This window comes from Corynebacterium sp. HMSC073D01 (assembly GCF_001815555.1).
In the GTDB taxonomy this organism is placed as follows: Bacteria; Actinomycetota; Actinomycetes; order Mycobacteriales; family Mycobacteriaceae; genus Corynebacterium; species Corynebacterium glucuronolyticum.
Genome location: NZ_KV821031.1, coordinates 159,412 through 175,757 on the forward strand (window position 1 = coordinate 159,412; position 16,346 = coordinate 175,757).

General features: G+C 59.8%; 16 protein-coding genes. 11 read left to right on the plus strand and 5 right to left on the minus strand.

The genetic code is table 11. The features are described from left to right. Window positions 1-10: 10 nt before the first annotated feature. Window positions 11-646 (minus strand): Rv1157c family protein, encoded by a 636-nt coding sequence (locus HMPREF3044_RS04860; protein WP_070739636.1) that lies wholly within the window; start codon window positions 644-646, stop codon window positions 11-13. A gap of 214 nt (window positions 647-860) precedes the next feature. On the opposite strand from HMPREF3044_RS04860, the gene typA reads away from it, so the two are divergent. From typA to HMPREF3044_RS04895, 7 genes are all read left to right on the plus strand, one after another. Then, window positions 861-2,792 (plus strand): translational GTPase TypA, encoded by a 1,932-nt coding sequence (typA, locus tag HMPREF3044_RS04865; protein ID WP_005391919.1) that lies wholly within the window; start codon window positions 861-863, stop codon window positions 2,790-2,792. A gap of 38 nt (window positions 2,793-2,830) precedes the next feature. Next, window positions 2,831-4,384 (plus strand): ABC transporter family substrate-binding protein, encoded by a 1,554-nt coding sequence (locus HMPREF3044_RS04870; RefSeq protein WP_005391920.1) that lies wholly within the window; start codon window positions 2,831-2,833, stop codon window positions 4,382-4,384. Next, a complete protein-coding gene (locus HMPREF3044_RS04875; RefSeq protein WP_231286155.1) occupies window positions 4,384-5,202 on the plus strand; it encodes a PIG-L family deacetylase in 819 nt (272 codons plus the stop codon). Before HMPREF3044_RS04870 ends, HMPREF3044_RS04875 begins: the two co-directional genes overlap by 1 nt. A 5-nt stretch (window positions 5,203-5,207) precedes the next feature. Continuing rightward, window positions 5,208-5,570, plus strand: coding sequence for a hypothetical protein (locus tag HMPREF3044_RS04880; RefSeq protein WP_005391922.1), 363 nt, complete (start codon window positions 5,208-5,210; stop codon window positions 5,568-5,570). Then, window positions 5,571-5,894, plus strand: a complete 324-nt coding sequence (gene fdxA / locus HMPREF3044_RS04885; protein ID WP_005391923.1) for a ferredoxin — start codon at window positions 5,571-5,573, stop codon at window positions 5,892-5,894. Window positions 5,895-5,980: 86 nt separating this feature from the next. Next, window positions 5,981-7,042 (plus strand): succinyldiaminopimelate transaminase, encoded by a 1,062-nt coding sequence (dapC, locus tag HMPREF3044_RS04890; RefSeq protein ID WP_070739639.1) that lies wholly within the window; start codon window positions 5,981-5,983, stop codon window positions 7,040-7,042. Between the two features lie 16 nt (window positions 7,043-7,058). Beyond that, window positions 7,059-7,592 (plus strand): GtrA family protein, encoded by a 534-nt coding sequence (locus HMPREF3044_RS04895; protein ID WP_005391926.1) that lies wholly within the window; start codon window positions 7,059-7,061, stop codon window positions 7,590-7,592. Between the two features lie 933 nt (window positions 7,593-8,525). On the opposite strand, the gene HMPREF3044_RS04900 is transcribed toward HMPREF3044_RS04895, so the two are convergent. The 4 genes from HMPREF3044_RS04900 to HMPREF3044_RS04915 form a co-directional block, all read right to left on the minus strand. Beyond that, window positions 8,526-9,938 carry an amino acid permease gene (locus tag HMPREF3044_RS04900; protein WP_070739642.1) on the minus strand — a complete coding sequence of 471 codons (1,413 nt, stop codon included), beginning with the start codon at window positions 9,936-9,938 and terminating at the stop codon, window positions 8,526-8,528. A 14-nt stretch (window positions 9,939-9,952) separates the two neighbouring features. Then, window positions 9,953-10,873, minus strand: coding sequence for a 2,3,4,5-tetrahydropyridine-2,6-dicarboxylate N-succinyltransferase (gene dapD / locus HMPREF3044_RS04905; protein ID WP_034989606.1), 921 nt, complete (start codon window positions 10,871-10,873; stop codon window positions 9,953-9,955). 69 nt (window positions 10,874-10,942) lie between these two features. Further along, a complete protein-coding gene (locus HMPREF3044_RS04910) occupies window positions 10,943-12,286 on the minus strand; it encodes an amino acid permease (protein ID WP_005391934.1) in 1,344 nt (447 codons plus the stop codon). A 283-nt stretch (window positions 12,287-12,569) separates the two neighbouring features. Next, a complete protein-coding gene (locus HMPREF3044_RS04915; protein ID WP_005395906.1) occupies window positions 12,570-13,481 on the minus strand; it encodes a DapH/DapD/GlmU-related protein in 912 nt (303 codons plus the stop codon). Window positions 13,482-13,555: 74 nt separating this feature from the next. Here HMPREF3044_RS04915 and dapE point away from each other — a divergent pair, with 74 nt between their 5' ends. The 4 genes from dapE to HMPREF3044_RS04935 all read left to right on the plus strand — a co-directional run bounded on the left by dapE (window position 13,556) and on the right by HMPREF3044_RS04935 (window position 16,329). After that, window positions 13,556-14,662 (plus strand): succinyl-diaminopimelate desuccinylase, encoded by a 1,107-nt coding sequence (gene dapE / locus HMPREF3044_RS04920; protein ID WP_070739645.1) that lies wholly within the window; start codon window positions 13,556-13,558, stop codon window positions 14,660-14,662. Between the two features lie 265 nt (window positions 14,663-14,927). Continuing rightward, on the plus strand, window positions 14,928-15,704 hold the full coding sequence (locus HMPREF3044_RS04925) for an LOG family protein (RefSeq protein ID WP_034989567.1): 777 nt from the start codon (window positions 14,928-14,930) through the stop codon (window positions 15,702-15,704). After that, window positions 15,701-16,036, plus strand: coding sequence for a hypothetical protein (locus HMPREF3044_RS04930; protein WP_005391941.1), 336 nt, complete (start codon window positions 15,701-15,703; stop codon window positions 16,034-16,036). Before HMPREF3044_RS04925 ends, HMPREF3044_RS04930 begins: the two co-directional genes overlap by 4 nt. A 122-nt stretch (window positions 16,037-16,158) precedes the next feature. Beyond that, on the plus strand, window positions 16,159-16,329 hold the full coding sequence (locus HMPREF3044_RS04935; RefSeq protein WP_070739648.1) for a DUF3117 domain-containing protein: 171 nt from the start codon (window positions 16,159-16,161) through the stop codon (window positions 16,327-16,329). The last annotated feature ends 17 nt before the right edge of the window (window positions 16,330-16,346 follow it).

Here is a 16,346-nt window from a genome sequence, read left to right on the forward strand (position 1 = left end):
GTACCTCTTTTTACGCTACGGAAAACGAAGCGACAGTCGGTGGGAAATAGCAGCCATTAACGTGGCCGTGGATAAGGGCAAGGACGGGACCACCACCCGTTGCAGCCGTGCCCGTTACCGTTGCTGGCCCGTCGGGGTTGAGGTCAGGGGAGGCCTCGAGACGGGTCGTTTCGGTGTGCAGCGTTGCGAGGTTGATCCACTGCACCGTCATGTCCGTGTCGCGCGCACCCTCAGTTCCAAGGGCGGTGAAAACGAATGCGGTGTGTCCCGGCTCGACACCGGGGAGTGGGAGATCTGCTGGGCCGGGCACTGCGACTGCAGAGCCGACCGAGTTGCCGCCGCCGACGATGCATCCGCGGGAGACGGTGGGCCAAAGAAATTGGGAGATGACTGGTCCGTTTTGGGGGACCTTGCCCTCTCCGTTATCTCCGAAGAAGCCTACGGCGGCAAGTACCTGGTCTTTGAGTGGAGCAGGAAGGGTTTCTGCCCAGTTCGTCGCGGCGTTGAGGATGTCTTGGTTCGGGCGCCCGAGGTTATCGGTGGAAGAAGAGGACGACTGAGCGGTAGCCGCGGTCGCCCCAGTGATGCTTAAACCAATGGCGGTGATGGCCGCTGCCATCCGTCGCGCGAGACTCCCGTAACTCATTTAACACCTTTCACTCTGGTTGACACTAGAAACTCTAGTTGCATTTGACTCTTACGTCTAACGCACGTGCCACCGCTTTCACTCTTCATGTCGTGTCGTGAGGTTTATCCGTTACGTTTGAAAAGAGAAATGTGTAATTTCTCACCTAACGTGCGAAGACTGTTACCGGGGAGTATTGTGTCTACGGTTGACCAATTACCGAAGGGAAAATCTTGTGACTCAAGCCATTCATGATTCCGATCTCGACACCGAGTTTCGTAACGTTGCCATCGTCGCGCACGTCGACCATGGCAAGACCACCCTCGTCGATGCCATGCTGCGCCAGTCCGGCGCGTTTGGCGATCACGAGGAAGTCGTAGACCGCGTCATGGATTCCGGCGATCTGGAGCGTGAGAAGGGCATTACCATTCTGGCCAAGAACACCTCCATTCGCCGCAAGGGTGCGGGCAAGGACGGCAAAGACCTTATTATTAACGTCATCGACACGCCCGGCCACGCCGACTTCGGTGGCGAGGTTGAGCGCGCTCTGTCTATGGTGGACGGTGTCATCCTGCTTGTCGATGCCTCCGAGGGTCCCCTGCCACAGACCCGCTTCGTTCTTGGTAAGGCGCTGGCTGCCAAGCTTCCCGTCATCATCGTCGTGAACAAGACCGACCGCCCCGACTCCCGTATCGAGGAGGTTGTCACTGAGACGCAGGACCTTCTGCTCGAGCTCGCTGCCACCATCGAGGATCCCGAGGCCGCCGAGGCTGCCGAACAACTCCTGGACATTCCGGTGCTCTACGCCTCCGGTCGCGCTGGCACGGCTTCCACGGAGAACCCCGGCAACGGCAACGCCCCCGCCAACAAGGATCTGCAGCCGCTTTTCGACGTTCTCTACGACGTCCTGCCCGAGCCCTCCGCCGATCACGATGGCCCGCTGCAGGCTCACGTGACCAACCTGGACTCCTCCTCCTTCCTCGGCCGTATCGGCCTTGTACGCGTTCACGCAGGATCCCTAAAGAAGGGGCAGCAGGTTGCCTGGATTCACTACGATTCCGAGGGCAACGAGCACATTAAGAACTGCAAGATCTCCGAGCTGCTGCGCACCGTCGGTATGGAGCGTGTTCCCGCAGAGGAGGTTATCGCAGGCGATATCGCGGCGATCTCCGGCATCGACGAGATCATGATAGGCGATACCCTCGCCGATCCGGACAACCCGAAGGCGCTGCCGCGGATTACCGTGGATGAGCCGGCTATCTCGATGACGATCGGTGTGAACACCTCTCCGTTGGCCGGGCGCAACGGTGGCGACAAGCTCACCGCCCGCATGGTGAAGGCACGCCTCGAGCAGGAGCTCGTGGGCAACGTTTCCCTGCGTGTCCTTCCTACCGAGCGCCCAGATACCTGGGAGGTCCAGGGTCGTGGCGAGATGGCGCTGTCCGTTCTCGTTGAGACGATGCGTCGTGAAGGCTTCGAGTTGACCGTCGGAAAGCCCCAGGTGGTCACCCGCGAGATCGACGGCAAGACCTACGAGCCGTTCGAGCACATGGTGATCGATATCCCGTCCGAGTTCCAGGGCAACGTCACCCAGCTCATGGCCGCCCGCAAGGGTGTCCTGCTCAGCATGGACACGACGGGCGCGGACTGGATCCGGATGGAGTACGAGGTGCCCGCCCGTGGCCTCATCGGCTTCCGCACGACCTTCCTCACGGAGACGAAGGGTAACGGCATCGCCAACCACTACTCCTGCGGCTACAAGCCGTGGGCTGGCCAGATTAAGGACCGCACAACGGGTTCCATCGTCAGCGACCGCTCCGGCCAGGTGACTGCCTATGCCCTCATGCAGCTTTCTGATCGCGGTACGTTCTTTGTCGAGCCCGGTGCTCAGTCCTATGAGGGACAGGTTGTCGGCATGACCAACCGTGATGAGGACATCGACGTCAACATCACCAAGGAAAAGAAGCTGACCAACATGCGTTCCGCCACGGCTGACGCGACGGTGACGCTGAACAAGGCTCGGAAGCTGTCGCTTGATGAGGCGATGGAGTTCTGCGCCCACGACGAGTGCGTCGAGGTGGCTCCCGATGTCATCCGCCTGCGCAAGACAGTGTTGGATGCTGCCGAGCGTGGCAAGGCTCGTAACCGGGCGAAGAAAGCAAAGTAGCCAATCAGGCAGATAAGCGCGCTGTAAGATACATTCTTATGCGCGCTTTTCTTATTGCTCTGGGGCTCAGCGCCGGACTGATACTGACATCGTGCCAGGCAAATCCCGGCCCACCACCGGTGGCAGAACCCGAAGTGGACGTGCGGGGTGGGGAGGCACCGGCAAACCCCGTCGTCCCCGTCGAACAGACCCCGGGGCGCACGCAGATCACCGTTGGTATCGATGCCATTAAAGCGGGGTTCAACCCGCACCTGCGCGCAGACGAGTCCGCCTTCACGCAGTCGCTGGCCGCCCTTGTCTTGCCGTCCGCTTTCATCGACGGCGAGATGAATGCGGATCTGCTCGTCAGCGCGGAGCCCGTGGAGCCGGTAGGAGAGGTCAAACAGACGATCCGCTACGTCATCGCACCCGCCGCGCAGTGGAGCGACGGCACCCCCATCACGGGTGCCGATTTCCGCTACCTATGGGAAAACATGGTGTCCACGCCCGGTGTCATTGGTGCGGCCGGTTACCAGGCGATCTCGGGGATCCGTGTGCTTGATGGGGGAAAGACCGTCGAGGTTGACTTCTCACACCCGTATGTGCAGTGGAAACAGCTGTTTGACAACATGCTCCCCAGCCACCTGTTTGTTAATGACACCGTCCCCTTCAACCAAGTGCTCATCAGCTCGATCCCGGCATCGGCGGGAAAGTACATGTTGAAGACGGTTGACCGCGGGAGGGGAGTGGTAACTCTCAACCGCAACGATCGGTATTGGGGCGCGCACCCGGCAGAGGTAGACATCCTCGCCTTCCAAGAAGTCCGCGACCGCACGTACCAACTCATGCGCAGCGGTGCCGTCAGCTACTCCGATGTGGCCCCCGAGGAGACCACGGTGGATGTGGCGACACTGATGAACGAGACGCAGGTGCGTGTGCGCGACCGGGAAGCCAGGCTCAGTCTCGTATTCAACATGGATTCGCCTGCCATCACCACTCCGGAGCAGCGGACGGTGGTTGCCAACGCGATGGATCCGCATCTGCTTGCCAAGATTGCTCTTGGCAGGTCGTCGCACCTGCATGTGTTCGACCCCATGAAGCGCAATCCACACGTCGAGGAGAAACCGGATTCCGTGGGCACTGACTTCGTGTCCACGCGGATCGACGTTGCCGCCGATTCCCGCGACAGTCAGGCGGCGACTCTCGCCCAGGCCGTTGTAGATACGTTAAATAACAAGGGGTTCGTGGCCAAGCTCGTCCAGGGGGATCCGCAGACCACGCAGGCGGATATCTTCGTCGCCTGGGAGCGCACCGGCGACTCGATTGCGCAGATCTCCCGCTACCAGTGCGACAGTCCATCCAATTTGTCTGGTTTTTGCGATGAGCGTGTGGATTTCGCCTTCCGTCAGTTCATGACGGGGGAGCGCGCCTCGGTAGAAGAGAAAGTGGACCAGATTGAGCGAAATCAGGTGGTGAGCGTGCCGATTGTTGCAGATACACGCGTCGATATCCTCACGCCACAGATCACCACGCCCGCTGCTAGCCTTGACCAGTGGCCGGTATTGTTCGCCGCCGGGTCGATTCCGACGGCACCAGAATGGAGGAAGCTGTAATGGAAAAGTGGTCGGGAAAAACGGTCGTTGCGGTTCACGCCCACCCGGACGACGAGGCGTTGTTTACCGGTGGTCTGTTGTACGAGGCTGCCCATGCCGGCGCGGATGTGCACGTGATCACCTGCACGCTCGGTGAGGAAGGCGAGGTCATCGGCGAACCGTACCAGCTCCTGACCGTAGATCACACCGATCAGCTCGGGGGTTTTAGGATCCATGAGTTGCAGCGGTCGCTTTCTATCCTCGGGTGCACGGGGCATTTTCTCGGCGGTGCCGGACGTTTCCGTGACTCGGGGATGGAGGGCGATGCACGCCCGAATGCCCTCATCAACTCGCTGGGTGAGGCGACAGAAAAGCTGCGGGAGCTCGTCGACAAGCTAGATCCTGACCTCCTGGTGACGTACGATCCGTTCGGAACGTACGGCCACCGCGACCATATCGCCGCCCACAAACTCACGCATGCCGTTGCCGGGGATGTTCCCGTGTGGTGGGCTGTTGAGCTTGCCGACGACGTCCGGGCCGGGCTCGCCGGAATCGTGCGGTCCCCGTGGCGGATCCCCACCCCCGAGGAGATCGTCACCGTCGAGCACTCCGACAAGGTCATTGAGCTGGACGAACGAGCCTACAACGCGAAGGCAGAGGCGATGAAGGCACACGCGACGCAGCTGTGGATCGCCGATGGCTCGGTCAGTGACGTCAACCCCCATCAGGCCTTCGCCCAGGCCGACGGCTACGTTTTCTGCCTGTCCAACCTCATGAGCCAGCCGCTTCGTCGGCGTGAGCACTACCAGGTCGCACCCGCCGACTACCAGGCAGTTTAGAAAGGATGCGAAACCGGAAGGGAATCGGTACAGCGTATGTGTGGCTTTCGCTGTTCGCGGCGATTTCCGCACTCCTCGAGGTGGTTTACCTCGGGGCGAAAGTGCCGTACACCGTGGTGGTGGCCTTCCTGTTCACCATGGTGCTGAGCAGAACCTCGCGGTTGTGGACCTCCTCCCGCCTTGTCGCTGGGGTTCCCCTCGTTGTGTGGCTCGCCGTTGTCGGCATCCTCGTGTGGCTGGCACCCCAGCGCCCGGACATTTTGTTGCCTGTTGGCCCACGCACAATCGCGCTTATCGGCGCGGGGGTTTGTGGTGGACTATGGCCCCTTATTACAATGGCGGAAGATAACCCAGATGTGGAGAGGTAAATGACATACACAATCGCTGAACCATGCGTTGATGTTAAGGACAAGGCATGTGTTGAAGAATGTCCCGTGGACTGCATCTATGAGGGTGCACGAAGCCTGTACATCCATCCGGACGAGTGCGTTGACTGTGGCGCATGCGAGCCGGTGTGTCCGGTAGAGGCCATCTTCTACGAGGATGATGTTCCGGACGAGTGGATCGACTACAACGAGGCCAACGCCGCGTTCTTCGAGGATCTCGGATCCCCGGGTGGCGCAGCAAAACTCGGCGCGCAGGACTTCGATCCGCCACTGGTGGCAAAGCTCCCCAAGAAGGATGGCGAATAGGAACCTAGCGTAGGAAAAACGCTGGAACCTCCGTGCGGGCTGCGGTAAACCGCAGCCCGTTTGTATATTGCGAAAAGAGACGGTGATTGAACGTGCGACACCCCATTAAGCTCCCTGTATTCCCGTGGGATCAACTCGCCCCGCTGGAAGAAACCGCGAAGAACCACCCCGACGGCATGGTCAAACTGACCGTCGGGGCACCGGTCGACCCCGTCTTCCCATCCATCCAGGTGGCGTTGTCGGAAGCGGCCGCGCTGTCGGGCTACCCGCCCACCATCGGGGTCCCCGAGCTTCGCGAGGCCATTGTCTCCTCCCTCGAGCGCCGCTACAACATGCAGGGGATCACGGGGGTACTGCCGGTCATCGGCACGAAGGAGCTCATCGCGAACCTGCCCGCACAGCTGCGCGTGGAGAGCGTCGCCTACCCGGAGCTTGCCTACCCCACCTACGAAATCGGGGCGATTTTCGCCGATGCGAAGATTGTGAAGGAGGGCGCGGATCTCACCTTCATTAATTCCCCGAACAACCCGTCCGGCGAGGTTCTGACCGTGGAGCAGCTGCGTGAGTACGTGGCTGATGCGCGGGAGCGTGGCGCGATCCTCGTCAGCGACGAGTGTTACCTGGGGATGGGGTGGACGGATAAGAAGCCCGTGTCGATCCTCGATCCGGCGGTGTGCGATGGCGACCATACCGGCCTCATCGCCGTTCACTCGCTGTCCAAGACATCGAACCTTGCGGGGTACCGTTCCGGTTTCGTCGTGGGGGACAAGGATCTGATCGACGAGCTCACTCTCATCCGCAAGCACGGCGGCTTCATGATGCCGTACCCGGTGCAGTATGCGACGATTGCCGCCCTTAACGACGATGAGCAGGAGTCTTTCCAAAAAGCCCGCTACTTCGCCCGTCGGAAAGTACTGTCTGAGGCTTTAACGTCTGCGGGGCTGACCATCGATCACTCTGATGCCGGCCTGTACCTGTGGGTCACCCGCAGTGAAAACTGCTGGGACACGGCACGGTGGTTCGCTGAGCGCGGGCTCCTTGTCACGCCTGGTGATTTCTACGGTCCCGCTGGCGCTGAGCACGTCCGCATTGCGATGACTATCACCGACGAGGACGCGATCGCCGCTGCGAAGCGGCTGCAGGCATAACCGGAGGAGATGCCGCATGCCTAGTAAACGTGTAACTACCAACATTCGTGAGTTCCTGAAATTCGGCATTGTTGGTGGCTCGGGTACCCTCGTCAATTTCTTCGTTGTGTGGGTGCTGCACCGGTTTGGTTCGCTGGATCAGGATCAGGTGGTGGCCAATCTGTTTGGCACGCCATTTAATATCCGCTGGTACCACGTCATGATTACGATTGCGTTCCTCGTTGCTAACACGTGGAATTACCAACTCAATCGGTTCTGGACGTTCAAAGACAAGACCGTGGGGTGGTTCCGCGGGTACTGGAAGTTCCTCCTTACCGGCATCGGCGCGTTGGTGGTAAGCCAGGTTGTGGCGACGCTACTGATGAATCCGACTTCGCCGATCGCCCTACCCACCCACATCTTCGACGATACGACCGGCTTCCGTACCCGCGTGTACTGGGCTAACGCCATTTCCGTTCTCGCCGCGATGCCGATCAACTTCATCATCAACAAGTTGTGGACCTTCCGGAACAAGTCGATCAAGGTCGTGCACACGGAAGCTCCCCAGTAGTACTCGATTCCTCTTTTTGCTTGTCGACGCTCCTCCCTTCCCGTGTCCCCCTCACGCCAGCGATGAGGGAGCGAAGGGTTCCTGTGCGACACAAAAAACAAAGGGCGACTGTGGTACCGCCTCCAGGAGGCGGTACCACAGTCGCCCTTTGCTATAGAAACTACGTTTCGCTCGTGCCGTTGGTCTTTGCCCGGTTGACGAGGAAGGCACCTACTGGGGTCAGCGCAAGCAGGATCACGAATCCCCAGACGGATTCATGTGCTACACAACATACCCTGAGATGGCTAGACCGCACAGCGCAACGGCAATGGCGTTGGGGGAGATGCTGGACGTGTTCACTATGTTTTCCTCCTTGGTGTGCTCAGCAGATCGCACCTGCGCGGTGAATCCGGATGTAAGCGTCTGAAATTCGATCAGGGTCCGAAACGGATGCGCTGCTGCAGAGTATGGGGCTGCCCATGGTGTGGCGGGAGCGCATCCGCGCGGGAATAGGCAATGTACATCCCGAGGATAAGCGGCTCCCCCCTCCACGACAATAGAATGTGAAGGACAAAACTATTAGGTGTTAAAAAACAGCGGCTTCTGCACCAGCTACGCGCTAACCGCGTGAGGAGGTGCTGCGCATGGTGACACACACGTTGGCCTCCTGCAGAAACGTCGTGGCAGCGGCTGCCAACCGGTCGTTTCACGGCGGATTTTTAGCTAGGCAGCAGTCCAATCTGGGGCTGTCACGGAACACCGTCTGCGAGCGTGGCGGCTCGCACCATCACAAGAGCGCTTCAGGAGAGTCGCCAGCTGGCTGGGGCGCAAGCGTACTTCGCAAACGAAGCCCGCAAACGAAGTGTTAAGAGGTGAAAACCCGCATTGTTGGGGCGGAGTACGCCTCACCAATGCGGGTAGTTTTTCTTCTCTGGTGGTAAGCCGCGAACGCGGTTATATGTGCTCGGGCAGTGGTGCCTTCTCCCAGGGGCTGAGGCCACGCGCCTTCGAATTGACGAGGCCTGCTACGAAGAGAATGGCAAACATGACGGCGGCGGAAATCAGCTGCACACGTGCAGACGGATCGCTGAGCATGAGGATGGCAAGCAACACAAAGGCCACCAGTGCCGCCCAGTTAAGGTACGGGTACGCCCACATCCGGATGGGCAGGTCGTATTTTTCCTCGAGGCGCGGGCGGAGGCGCAGCTCCGAAACCGTGATAAACCCCCACACAATGAGCAACGAGGCCCCGGCGGCATTCAGCATGAAGGTGAGCACGGCTGCAGCATCGATGTAGTTCAGTACCACCATGATGAGCGACAAGATGATGGAAAGGGTAATCGCAGCCGTCGGTACACCACGGTGGTTGACCTTGGTGAAGATCGACGGTGCGTCGTGGCGCTGTGCCAGAGAAAACATCATGCGGCTAGACGCGTAGATTTGCGCGTTGAAGGCACTGAGCAGTGCAAGAGTGATAACGACCTCCATGAACGTCACCACACCGGGGATTCCCGCCAGAGCCAGTACCTTGGTGAAGGGGCTGTCGGCAGCAGAGTCAGCGGCACCGATCTCCGAGTAAGGGAGCAGCAGCGTGATGATGGCCACGGAACCGAGGTAGAACACAAACACGCGAGTAATCGTGGAACGCACGGCGTTCACAAGCGACTTCTTCGGGTCATCAGACTCTGCGGATGCAATAGCGACAACTTCGATGCCACCAAAGGCGAAAGCGACGGCCAACAGGGCGCTGGCAATGCCGGCCACGCCGTTCGGCGTAAACCCTGATTCCTGCACGTTGTGCAAACCAATGAACGTGTGACCGGGCAGAAGCCCGAAGATGAGGAGCACGCCGATGATGAGGAACGCGACGAGGACGGCGACCTTCACAAAAGCAAACCAGAACTCGAACTCGCCAAAGGCGCGCACGCGCAGGAGGTTCACCACGCCGAAGAAGAGAACGAAGATGAGCGCCGGGACCCACGGAGAGACATCGAACCACGAGGCGACGAAGGCGGATGCGCCGGTAATCTCCGCGCCGAGCACAGCGACCGTCGCCAGCCAGTAGATCCACCCCTGCGTGAACCCGGCCCAGCGGCCAATGGCGTGCTCCGCGTATTCGGAGAAGGAACCGGAAGCGGGAATGACCGTTCCCATTTCGCCGAGCATCTGCATGATGAGGATAGCCATGATGCCGGCGAGGATGTAGGCAACGAGTGCCGAGGGGCCGGCGGCCTGAATCGCAACGCCGGTACCGAGGAAGAGGCCAGCGCCAATGGTGGAGCCGAGGCCCATCATCGTGAGGTGGCGGACCTTCAGGCCGCTACCGAGCTGTGGAGCTGCTTCAGTGTCGTGAGCAGGGGTGGACATGAATGTAACTTTCTTTAGTTCTTGTGGAGTGAATCGTTAAGCGAAACGGCGGACGTCTTCCACGGAACGACCTCGATGGCACCGTTCAGCGAGTTGCGGCGGAACAGCATGTTGGACTTGCCGGAAAGGGCTGCGGCCTTGACCGGCTCGCCGTCGACAAGCACCTTCGAACCAGCGGTGACGTACAGGCCAGCCTCGACCACACAGTCGTCGCCAAGCGCAATACCGAGACCGGAGTTGGCGCCGAGGAGGCAGCGCTTGCCTAAGCTGACGCGCTCCTTGCCACCGCCGGATAGCGTGCCCATGGTGGAGGCACCGCCACCGATGTCGGTTTGGTCGCCGACGATGACCCCCTGAGAGACACGACCCTCGACCATGGAGGCCCCGAGGGTGCCGGCGTTGTAATTGACAAACCCCTCATGCATGACGGTGGTTCCCTCGGCGAGGTGCGCGCCGAGGCGGATGCGGTCCGCGTTACCGATGCGCACGCCGGAGGGGACGACGTAGTCCACCATGCGGGGGAACTTATCGATGAGGAAGATGATGACCTGACCCTCGCCGCGTGCCTGCAGCTTGGCGCGGGTGAGCTCAAAGCCTTCCGGCAGGCAGGGGCCGAAGTTGGTCCACACCACGTTGTTCAGCACGCCGAAAATGCCGTCGAGGTTGATCTCGTTCGGCTTGACCCCGCGGGCGGAGAGAAGGTGCAGGCGGAGGAAAGCATCGTATGTATCGGCCGGGGGCTGGGAAAGGTCGTCGATGGTGCACTCGTAGACGACGCGCTCAACCTGGCGATCCTCATCAGTCGACGTGAGCTTTTCGACGGTTGCTCGGTCACCGCCCTCGATCGGGTCCGGGTACCACACGTCGAGGACAGTGCCCTTGGACTTCTCAGCGGTGGATACGGTGGCAATGCCCCACGCGTGGGCGGAACTCATGGTCACGGTGGACTATCTCCTTTTTGGTCTAGAACATGTACACAGAAATGTAAGGGTAACACCCTGGCGCTACGCCTGTCGGCGACGCTTACGGTAGCGCGGCTCGGAATCTCGTGACCAACGGCCGGTGATGAAAGCGATGAACAGGATAAGGGCGGACATGACGCACAGTGCGAACAGCTGCTGGCGGGCACCGGCATCAAACAGCATGAGAATGACGATGACGACGAGGATGCCGAATGTCGCCCAGCCCGTGTAAGGGTGGCCTGGCATGTGCACCTCCGTCAGTTCGCCCGAGGCCTTGAACTGCGGGTGAAGCTTGATCCAGGAAAGTGCGATCGTGCCCCAGACGACGATGAGAATGCCGCCGACAGCATTGAGGAGAAACTCCAGCAGTCCCGGCGGATTCCAGAACTGCAGGCCAACGGAGACAAAGGCGAAGATCATGGACAGGATTACCGAGTTCATAGGCACGTCGTGGCGGTTGGTGACCCCCAGGATAGCGGGAGCATCGTCGCGGGTGGCCAGCGAGTAGGCCAGGCGAGAGGAGGCGTAAATCTGCGCGTTGAAGGCGCTGAGCAGCGCGAGGACGATGACAACCTCCATAATGCCCACAACACCCGGGATGTTAGCCATCGCAAGGATGCGCGTAAATGGGCTTTCAGCTGCCGTGTCCGCTCCGGCGATGTCGCCGAAGGGGAGCAGGAAGCAGATGACCAAGACGCTGCCGAGGTAGAACACGGAGATGCGCCAGATGGTGGAGCGCACGGCCAGGGAGATGGACCGCACGGGGTCAGCGGACTCTGCGGCTGCGATCGTCACGATCTCGATGCCGCCGAAAGCGAAGGCGACGGCAAGTAGCCCCGCGGCTAGGCCTGGCAGGCCGTTGGGGAGGAAGCCGGACTCCCGGATGTGCTGCGCGCCGATGTACTCCGTCCCCGGAAGAAGACCAAAAATAAGCAGCACGCCGATGAAGAGGAAGATGCCGATAACAGCGACCTTGATGAAGGCGAACCAGAACTCGAACTCGCCGAAGCCCTTCACCTGCATGAGGTTCACCACTGCGAAGAAGACGACACAGACCAGTGCTGGAATCCACGGATCGACACCGAACCAGGAGGCCATAATGGCAGATGCGCCGGTCATCTCAGCGCCGAGGACCATGATGAGCATGAACCAGTACAGCCAGCCGAGGTAAAAACCTGCCCAGCGACCGAATGCCATTTCGGCGTAGACGGAGAAGGAACCGGACGCAGGTCGGGCTGCGCCCATCTCGCCGAGCATCTGCATGGCCCCGATGACGAGGAGGCCGGCGACGATATAGGCAAGGAGGACGGAAGGGCCAGCGACTTGGATACCGACACCGGTGCCCAGGAAGAGGCCCGCGCCGATCGCCGAGCCGAGGCCCATCATGGTCAGGTGTCGCACCTGGAGCCCCGATCCTAGCCGTGAGGAATCAGAGGTATGTGGTGCGCCGGCACTGCCGGCACTGCCGGCAGAACTGCCATCCGTGGCGGTTCGTTGTCTTTTATTAGTCCAAGCCATGGTGGGATTCTAAGCGTTTGAATCATCTCACACTACAGACGGGGGTAGCGGGGAGGGGGAAACTAACGTTCGAAAGTAGTCCATTTGTGGTAAGGGTATTGTCACCGCAATTGCGCTGGCAATTGGGGTGTGGCACGCGTGACGATGAACTCTAGACGTGTGTAGCGGCGAGGACGTTAGCTCCCATAGGGTGAGAAATCGACCAGTTAGGTTCGAGAACCGGGCCCAGGGGACGCGGAGACGAAGAATCACCGAATTGCACCAGCGTCTCCGGGGTAATCGTTAAGCCCGGCGCGATCGTGCAGTTATCGCCGATGGAGACACCAATGATTGTGGTGTTTTCTCCGACGCGACAGTTGCGACCGACATACATGAGGGGGCGTACGCCGTTCACTGCCGGTGAGAGCGCGGATGAGCCAAGCGCCATGATGCTGCCCTCGCCAATCGTCACCCCTGAGGTGAGGCGCCCCTCGATGCGATCCGGCCCGTATGTGCCGGCGTTGAAGGAAACGAATCCCTCGCGCAAAACGAGCGTTCCTTCCGTGAGGTAGGCGCCAAGGCGGACACGCTCGGCCTCGGCGATCTGCACGCCCGAAGGAACAACGTAATCCAGCATGCGCGGGATCTTCTCTACGCCGTAAACGTGGATGAGACCACGGGCGCGGAGCGTCGTACGCACGAATTCGAAGTTATCGGGCAGGCACGGACCTTTATTTGTCCACACAGCAAGCGCGAGGGCATCGATAAGCCCCTCCATGCTGATGGATCCGGGAACGACGAGGCGGTGCGAAAGAAGATGCAAACGAAGGTACGCATCGTGGGCATCAACGACCGGCTTGCTCAGATCTGCGATACACGTTTCGACGGCGACCTGTTCGACCATCCGATCCTGGTCGATATAGACAAGATTGAGCAGCCGCGGGGAAAGATCGCTTGCCCCGAGGCGCCGCGTTTCGGAGCGCTTGGGCTGCGCCAGTTGTGGCTGCGGGTACCACGTGTCGAGGACTGTCCCATCTGCTGCGATGTTAGCGATCCCTACGGCTCGTGCCCCTTGAATTGTCATGGGTTCTAGCTTATCTGACGAGGCTTGAGGCGCTTGCAATCGGTCCACATCTGAGGCTGCGGTAGCATTACGGCATGAATACCGCCCTCGATCTCACCGACCCCGTGTTGCTTACCCAACAGCTCGTCGACATTCCCAGCGAATCGCGATCAGAAAAGGCCATCGCCGATGCTGTGGAGGAGGCGCTGCGTGGTCTGGGCTTAGAGACGGTGCGGATAGCCAACACCGTCGGTGCGCGGACAAAGCGTGGCCTTGGGCGCAGAGTCATCCTCGCCGGCCACCTGGATACTGTTCCCGCCGCCGGGAATATCCCCGCCACCGTGGAAGACGGAGTCATCCACGGGCTGGGAAGCGTGGACATGAAATCAGGCGATGCCGTTTTCCTCCACGCACTTGCTCTCCTTGCAGATTCCGATGAGCTCACCGCGGACATTACCGCTATCTTCTACGAGTGCGAGGAAATTGCCGCCCAGTACTCGGGGCTGCAGAAGTTTATCGATGCTTACCCGGGCTGGATGGACGCTGACTTTGCCATTCTCGGGGAACCTACCGGTGGATACGTGGAGGCCGGCTGTCAGGGGACCATCAGGATGAAGCTCACTGCCCGGGGTACGCGCGCTCACTCGGCGCGGGCGTGGCTGGGGGAGAATGCGTTGCACAAGTTGGGGCCGATCCTTACTCGTATCGCGGCGGATGAACCGCGCGAGGTGGACATCGATGGGTGCACCTACCGGGAGGGATTTAACGCCACTGTCGCGGAAGCTGGTGTTGCGAAAAACACCATTCCCGACGAGGCCGTCATGTTCGTTAACTTCCGGTATGCCCCGGATCGAACCGTCGAGGAAGCGAAGGCGCACATGTGTACCGTCATTGGCGGTGGCGACCCCGATCGTGCCGATGACCTCGTGGACATTGAATATGATGACGTGTCTCCTGCTGCCGCCCCCGGACTTTGCCATCCGGTAGCTGCAGATTTTGTCCGGCTTGCGGGAAAGGTCCGCGCCAAATACGGCTGGACGGATGTCGCGCGACTTGCCACCCTGGGAATCCCCTCGGTTAACTGCGGGCCAGGAGATCCATCGTTGTGCCACAAGCCGGAAGAGCAGTGCCCTGTTAGTCAGATTACGGAGGTCTCCGAGCTCATCACGGCTTTTCTCACATCGCAAGACAGCGCACAGTAAAATCGCTCGGCTCGCCACCGGCGGGCTGCACGGTCGACGCATGCTGGCGCCGCACATCGGCGTTTGCGCGTAACGCATCGTGTGTCGTTCTGACAGTCTCGCCCCGTGCTGGCACCGTGACCTTTCGCTGACCTTTCACTGCCCTTTCGCTTGCGTCTCACAAGAATTGCAGCTTTCGGAAGGCTAGCCCGTTTGTACAAACCCTGCAGGCAAGCCAGGTTCGCGTTACTATGAACGTTCCATATTAGAAAGAAAGTGATATTTCATGGCTCCAACTCGTACCCCGTCCTCAGATAAGCAGGCCCGGTTCCTTCGTGGTCCGGTTCTTATGCGCCATGGCGGGACGCAGAGTTCAACCACGGATCAACGACTCCTCGATACTCAACACTCCACCGACTGGTTGCACGAAGACCCGTGGCGTGTACTGAGAATTCAGAGTGAATTTGTCGACGGTTTCGGGGCACTTGCTGAAATCCCAGAGGCGGTCACGGTATTCGGGTCTGCCCGAGTGGAGGAGGGGCACCCCTATTACGAGCTTGGCGTGGAACTAGGGCGCAAGCTAGCTGAGGCCGGATACGCCGTCATCACCGGCGGTGGTCCTGGCCTCATGGAGGCCCCCAACCGCGGTGCGTGCGAGGCTGATGGACTATCTATCGGACTCGGCATTGAGCTCCCTCACGAGCAGCATCTCAACGACTGGGTAGACCTCGGGCTGAACTTCCGCTACTTCTTTGTGCGTAAGACCATGTTCCTCAAGTACTCTGAGGCCTTCGTCTGCTTGCCTGGTGGTTTTGGCACGATGGATGAGCTGTGTGAAGTCCTGTGCATGGTGCAAACCGGCAAGATGACCAACTACCCGATTGTGATGCTGGGGACAGAGTACTGGGCTGGTCTCGTAGACTGGATGAAGAACAAGCTCGTCGCAGAAGGAATGATAAACAAGGACGATCTCGACCTGTTTATCACGACCGATTCCGTTGACGATGCCGTCCAACACATTGTGAAACAGCATAAGAAGAGGAAGAACGCGAAGAAAGCATGAACGGCTCTCTAATTATGTGGGCAGTGGTAGTCCTCATTCTTGCCCTTGTCATCGCAGCATTCGGATATATCTTTTACCGCGTTTTCGGCACGGGAGAGCCACTGCCGCCCGTTGAGCACCGTGATGTCATCGCGAATAATGAGAAAGCTATCGCCGAGGGGCGGTTGCAGGATATTCGGTTTGAACTCGCGCCACGTGGGTATCGGCAGGACCAAGTCGATGCGGCACTGATGGCTATCTACAAAAGTGGGGAACAGGACAATTCGACATCTCGGGTGACCGGAATCCCCACAGGAAGCGAGCCAGACCCTGCAGTGCAGGGGCGCATCTAGCTGCGAAAACGTGGAATCGTGGACATGGAACCTGCCCTGAACGTCTAAAATTTGGGTAGAATTGCAAAGTATAGCGTGACTGAGCTGTAGTCACGAACTTTGGAGAAGGAGTTTTCTACACCATGGCAGCGATGAAACCTCGGACTGGTAATGGTCCTATGGAAGCGGTGGAAGAGGGGCGCAAGATCGTGATGCGCATCCCCACCGACGGAGGCGGTCGGCTCGTCATTGAGCTGAATAAGGAAGAGGCAGGCGAACTAGGCAGCCTGTTGACCGATGTGGCTGAGGCGTAACGCGCTGCGGCCATACG

What these genes read in the sequence shown, in the direction of transcription:
- HMPREF3044_RS04895 (WP_005391926.1), top strand. Translation starts at nt 7,059, where the DNA reads ATGCCTAGTAAACGTGTAACTACCAACATTCGTGAGTTCCTGAAATTC.
- HMPREF3044_RS04860 (WP_070739636.1), bottom strand. Translation starts at nt 646, where the DNA reads ATGAGTTACGGGAGTCTCGCGCGACGGATGGCAGCGGCCATCACCGCC.
- HMPREF3044_RS04925 (WP_034989567.1), top strand. Translation starts at nt 14,928, where the DNA reads ATGGCTCCAACTCGTACCCCGTCCTCAGATAAGCAGGCCCGGTTCCTT.
- HMPREF3044_RS04900 (WP_070739642.1), bottom strand. Translation starts at nt 9,938, where the DNA reads ATGTCCACCCCTGCTCACGACACTGAAGCAGCTCCACAGCTCGGTAGC.
- HMPREF3044_RS04915 (WP_005395906.1), bottom strand. Translation starts at nt 13,481, where the DNA reads ATGACAATTCAAGGGGCACGAGCCGTAGGGATCGCTAACATCGCAGCA.
- fdxA (WP_005391923.1), top strand. Translation starts at nt 5,571, where the DNA reads ATGACATACACAATCGCTGAACCATGCGTTGATGTTAAGGACAAGGCA.
- dapD (WP_034989606.1), bottom strand. Translation starts at nt 10,873, where the DNA reads ATGAGTTCCGCCCACGCGTGGGGCATTGCCACCGTATCCACCGCTGAG.
- dapE (WP_070739645.1), top strand. Translation starts at nt 13,556, where the DNA reads ATGAATACCGCCCTCGATCTCACCGACCCCGTGTTGCTTACCCAACAG.
- HMPREF3044_RS04875 (WP_231286155.1), top strand. Translation starts at nt 4,384, where the DNA reads ATGGAAAAGTGGTCGGGAAAAACGGTCGTTGCGGTTCACGCCCACCCG.
- HMPREF3044_RS04930 (WP_005391941.1), top strand. Translation starts at nt 15,701, where the DNA reads ATGAACGGCTCTCTAATTATGTGGGCAGTGGTAGTCCTCATTCTTGCC.
- HMPREF3044_RS04880 (WP_005391922.1), top strand. Translation starts at nt 5,208, where the DNA reads ATGCGAAACCGGAAGGGAATCGGTACAGCGTATGTGTGGCTTTCGCTG.
- HMPREF3044_RS04910 (WP_005391934.1), bottom strand. Translation starts at nt 12,286, where the DNA reads ATGATGGGCCTCGGCTCGGCGATCGGCGCGGGCCTCTTCCTGGGCACC.
- HMPREF3044_RS04935 (WP_070739648.1), top strand. Translation starts at nt 16,159, where the DNA reads ATGGCAGCGATGAAACCTCGGACTGGTAATGGTCCTATGGAAGCGGTG.
- HMPREF3044_RS04870 (WP_005391920.1), top strand. Translation starts at nt 2,831, where the DNA reads ATGCGCGCTTTTCTTATTGCTCTGGGGCTCAGCGCCGGACTGATACTG.